General features: G+C 65.4%; 4 protein-coding genes. 3 read left to right on the top strand and 1 reads right to left on the bottom strand.

The window, feature by feature from the left end:
* Positions 1–181: 181 nt before the first annotated feature.
* Positions 182–1,117, top strand: coding sequence for an NAD-dependent epimerase/dehydratase family protein (locus tag IM632_RS09490; protein ID WP_296480710.1), 936 nt, complete (start codon positions 182–184; stop codon positions 1,115–1,117).
* Between the two features lie 241 nt (positions 1,118–1,358).
* On the opposite strand, the gene IM632_RS09495 is transcribed toward IM632_RS09490, so the two are convergent.
* A complete protein-coding gene (locus IM632_RS09495; RefSeq protein WP_296480707.1) occupies positions 1,359–2,339 on the bottom strand; it encodes a class I SAM-dependent methyltransferase in 981 nt (326 codons plus the stop codon).
* Between the two features lie 72 nt (positions 2,340–2,411).
* On the opposite strand from IM632_RS09495, the gene IM632_RS09500 reads away from it, so the two are divergent.
* Both IM632_RS09500 and IM632_RS09505 read left to right on the top strand, forming a co-directional pair.
* Positions 2,412–3,092, top strand: coding sequence for a response regulator transcription factor (locus IM632_RS09500; protein WP_293516914.1), 681 nt, complete (start codon positions 2,412–2,414; stop codon positions 3,090–3,092).
* A complete protein-coding gene (locus IM632_RS09505) occupies positions 3,079–4,440 on the top strand; it encodes a HAMP domain-containing sensor histidine kinase (RefSeq protein WP_296480706.1) in 1,362 nt (453 codons plus the stop codon). The genes IM632_RS09500 and IM632_RS09505 overlap by 14 nt, the downstream gene beginning before the upstream one ends.
* The last annotated feature ends 256 nt before the right edge of the window (positions 4,441–4,696 follow it).

Below are 4,696 nucleotides of genomic sequence, written 5' to 3' on the forward strand. Positions count from 1 at the left end.
CCTCTGCGTCCCCCAAAGCCCTACCCCACGTCGAAAAGGTCGCAACCCCGCCAACCTGGCTTGGACCGGGGCTCGCCCCGGATCTTTCTTTTCGTATCTCTGGTATGCGCTGGCGCCGCCTTGCCCGGAGGTTCAGGGCGGAATAGCTCACTCCCCTGAGGTTTAGCAGAGGGCGTGGATCATGGGACGACATGTGCTTCTGGGCGGTTCGGGCACGATCGGCCGGGCGGCGTGCCCGCACCTGGTCGCTGCGGGCCACGACGTCAGCATCGTGCAGCGCCATCCCGCAGCGGTGACGGGGCGGGAGACGCTGGTCGCCGCCGATGCGCTGGACGTCGAAGCGCTCGCCCGGGCCGCGGAGGGCGCCGACGTGCTCTATTGCGTCGTCGGCCTGCCCTACGACTCCCGGATCTGGCGGCGCGACTTTCCGCGCGTCGTGGGAAATGCAGTTGAGGCGGCGCGGCGCACAGGCGCGCGGCTGGTTTATTTCGACAACGTCTACTCCTACGGCCCCGTCGAGGGATGGATGACCGAAGACTGCCCGATCCGCCCCACCACCGAAAAGGGTCTGGCCCGCGCCGAATGCGCCCGGATCGTGATGGAGGCGGTCGAGCGGCAGGGGCTGCGCGCCTGCATCGCGCGCAGCGCCGATTTCTATGGCGACTACCCGCAGTTTGACATGATCGGCGACTGGGGCGTCCAGCTGAAGCGCGGCAAGCCCGCCCTGGCCCTGTACCGCGATGACCGGGTGCACAGCCTGACCTACATCCCCGACAACGGTCGGGCCCTCGCCTTCCTGGGCGAAACGCCCGAGGCCGACGGCGAGATTTGGCACATGCCCACCGATCCGGAGCCGCGCACCGCCCGTCAGACCCTGCAGCTGATCGCCGAAATACTGGGAGTGCGGCCGCGCCACATCACCCTGCCAAAGCCGCTCGTCCAAGCCATAGCCCTCTTCAATCCGCTGCTTAGGGAGGTCGACAAGATGTCCTATCAGCTGGAGCGGGACTACCGTTTCTCCAGCGAGAAGATCACGCGCCGCTTCGGCCTGACCGCGACACCCTTCGCCCAGGGCGTGCGGGAGCACCTTGCGGCAAAGGGGCTGATCGAGGCCTGACGCTCCGCCTGGCGCCGGTCTGGCGCCCGTCCGAACGATTGGGTCGTTCAGCAATCGGTTCGGGGCCAATGCGCGCTGCAGTCGACGCACTGGGCGCACACTCCTCGTCTACGCGGCCAGACTGCGTTGGCGACTCCTCCAGTGGAGATGATGGCCAGTTACATCACGCCGGCAGAATTCTTTGGACCAATCAAAGAGGTTGACGGCCGGCCAAACCCCACGATCCGAAGGATCCTGGATCCTATCGAGACGAACTGACGGCGACCCGGAAGGTGTCGCGCCGCCAGTTCCGAAAGCGACGCCCGGCGGCGCGGAAGTAGCGACCCGAAAGGACGTAGGCTGCGATCGAGGAGTCCGGGTAGCCCTCCGCCAAAGTGTTCGCGAGACCCGGGGGCGGTAACGGTGCGGGGCGCTCATCCGGCCTGGCATGCCGGAAGATCGCTGTTGTGTCGGTCAGTGGCTCTCCGTCTGCTGGCACAAGCCCGTGCCTTGCCGCCGCAGCCTGCAGTGTCGCCGGCACGAAGCCATGCACATGTGCGAAATGAAACCGCTCGAAGGCCGGGCGGTCATTCGGCCGCATGTCGGGAACGGAGAGGAAGAGCGCGCCGCCGGGCGCGAGCCATCGGGCCATCGCGCCAATGGCGTCAACAGGCGCGCGCAAGTGCTCGACGACATGGTTAGACGTGATCAGGTCGAATTGCCCGTCGGGAAGGTCGACGGCCTGCCAGGGCGCATTGATGATATCTATGCCGTGCGTCTCGCGTGCATAGCGCGCGAACACTTCACCGGGCTCAATGCCGAGCACCGAGCATCCCTGCTCGCGGGCCAGCATGAGAAACTCGCCGGACCCACAGCCGAAATCCAGAACCCGTTGGCCCGGCCTGATAAAGGCCGAGAGCTTCGTCAGGCGCGCCCGTGCGTCTCGCAAGGAACGCGTGGTGTGAAACTTGGGCGGGGACCCAGACGCCATCTGGTAGTCAGCCCGGTACTCGCTCCGATAGTAGGCCTCGAGCTCGGAATCGCTGGGCATCGGCTGGGTGCGCATGAGACCGCACTCTGCACAGGCGACAGTGCCAAGGGTCTTCCAGCGTCGATCCTTGCGGCAGATGTCGACGGTCGAGTCCGACCCGCAAAGGTTGCAGGCCGCCGCCTCCCCTTTGTAAGGGTAGGCGGTGAAGGGGACGATGTGCGAAAGAAAATGGGCCATGGCGCGCAGTTCCAAGTCTGCAGATTCAGGCTGCTGCTATGCGCCGCTGACCTTGCTGCAGCCTGACAGGCCCCGCCGTTGAGGGTCTTGCTCGTCGAGGACCATGAACGGCTCGGAGAGAGCCTTTGTGAGGCGCTCAAGGCCGCATTGTTCACAGTCGATTGGGTACGGTCGCTTGAAGACGCCGCAGCCTTCGCCAGCCTCAATCCCTATGAATTGGTCCTGCTCGATCTTGGCCTGCCGGACGGTGATGGTCTTGAGCTCATCCGCACCTGGCGGACGGGCGGGCTTGCGATTCCCGTTCTGGTGCTCACGGCGCGGGGAGAGCTCAACGACCGGGTCAGAGGGCTCGATGAGGGCGCAGACGATTACCTGGTGAAGCCGTTTGAGCTGCGCGAAATGATCTCGCGGTGTCGCGCCCTGTTGCGCCGCCCCGGCGGCCTTGCGGCGGCGTGCGTCCGCCTGGGCGCACTGGAGGTGGACATGACGACGGGAGCGGCGACATTCCTCGGGAAGCCGCTCGCATTGAATCGACGGGAGCAGCAGTTGCTCCTGGCGCTAGTGCGCCGCCCTGGCCAGGTCTGCTCGCGCGCCTATCTGGAGGGTGCGCTCTATGATCACGCCGCCGATCCGACCCTGAACGCGCTGGAGGTGAGTGTATCGCGCCTTCGCGGAACACTGCGCGCATCGGGGTTGCATGACGCCATCCGGACGGTGCGTGGCGTCGGCTACGTCTTCCAAGGGGCTGGCCCACATGTTGCGCCCTGAGGGTTGGTCCCTCGCGCGCCGACTTCGCATTCGCCTGCTGCTGGCGACCCTGGCCGTAGCGCTCATGACGCTCCTGGCCGTCGGCGCCCACTACGGCTCGGATCACTCCGACTTGCGCCAGCGCAAGGTGTTGGAAATGGCAGAGACGATCCGGTCGATTGCGATACAGACCGATGACCCGGCGCGAGTCCCGGAAGCGGTAGCCGCGGCGCAGCCCGAGTACGCCAATCACCCGACCGCCTATGGGTGGCGGATCGAGAGGGACGCGGGGCGTATCCTGGCCCAGTCAGGTTTCCCCTGGGCCGAGGTGGACCCGCTACTCCCGGGCGATCGTCCGACCGAGTGGACCGAGAGGACTGCGGAAGGCGCCTGGCTTGCAGGCGCAGCCTTCGACAGGGACGGAGAGCGCTGGCATGTCGTGACCGCCGTACGCGGGGATCCGGCGGGCCTCTTCTGGCATCTCGTGCTGAACGAACTCGCCCTGCACGTGATCCTGCCGATCCTCCCGCTCATCCTGCTTGTCTTCTGGATCACCAGCAGCGCAATCGGCCAGACATTGCGGCCCCTTGAAGACCTCTCGCAGCAGGCCCGGCGCATACGCGCGCTCCATGACCTGCGCCCATTGAGCGTCGAGGCGGCGCCCGCGGAGGTCAAGGAACTGGTGGCGACGCTCAACGCAGCGATTGCAGCCTTGGCGCAGGCGCGTGACGGGGAGCGCAGCTTCCTGCTCGACGCATCCCATGCCCTGCGGACCCCCCTCGCGGCCGTTAAGGCGCGACTGGAGCTGAGCGCCGAGACAATCCCGAAGTCCTCCATTGAAGCCGACATTGCCGCCCTGATCCGGCTTTCGTCCCAGTTGCTGGCGCTCGCCAACTCGGAACGGCTGGTGGTGGATCCCGGTCGGCGGATCGCCCTGGAAGAGGTGGCGATCGACGTCGCGTGCAAGCTTGAACCGTTGGCGCATGCGGCGGGCGCGCGCCTCGACGTGGTGCGCCTGGCTGGCGCCGAACTGGTGAACGGCGATCCCGATGCGCTGGCGCACGCGCTCTCCAATCTTGTCGACAACGCCATCCGGCATTCCCCGTCCGGAGGGCGCATCACCATCCGGGTATGTGGCGATCCGATGGGCCTGGAGGTCCTTGATGACGGTCCAGGCATGGAGGTTGTGCAGGAGACATCTCGCCCGGACGCATTTGCTCGGGCGCCCTTCGTCAATGGCGCCGGCGCCGGACTCGGGCTCTCCATCGTCAGCCGGATCATGGCCGCACACGGCGGAGACATGACCATCAGGAACCGCGAGCCCGGCGGCCTGTCCGTAAGGCTGAATCTGCCCCGCTCACCTCTATAGGCGACCGGCCCTCAAGCCCTCGACGGATCAGCCTATTCCCACTCGATTGTCTGAAGTTCTCATAAGTCTCTGAAAATCCTATATTAAGCCCCCATTCTGACGGCCATCTTCCGACTGAGAGGCCGTCAGAATGCTACGCTTTTGATTTCCTTGAGAAAACTGCCAGAAAAATATTTTTGTGGTTCCGGCATCTATCGACGTCTGTTGGCACTCAGAACCCGCTTTCTGGCTACCCAAAGGCATCTGCAAAGCATTC

Origin of the sequence: Phenylobacterium sp., from assembly GCF_020402505.1 — a bacterium.
Lineage (GTDB): Bacteria > Pseudomonadota > Alphaproteobacteria > Caulobacterales > Caulobacteraceae > Phenylobacterium.

What these genes read in the sequence shown, in the direction of transcription:
- IM632_RS09490 (WP_296480710.1), top strand. Translation starts at nt 182, where the DNA reads ATGGGACGACATGTGCTTCTGGGCGGTTCGGGCACGATCGGCCGGGCG.
- IM632_RS09505 (WP_296480706.1), top strand. Translation starts at nt 3,079, where the DNA reads ATGTTGCGCCCTGAGGGTTGGTCCCTCGCGCGCCGACTTCGCATTCGC.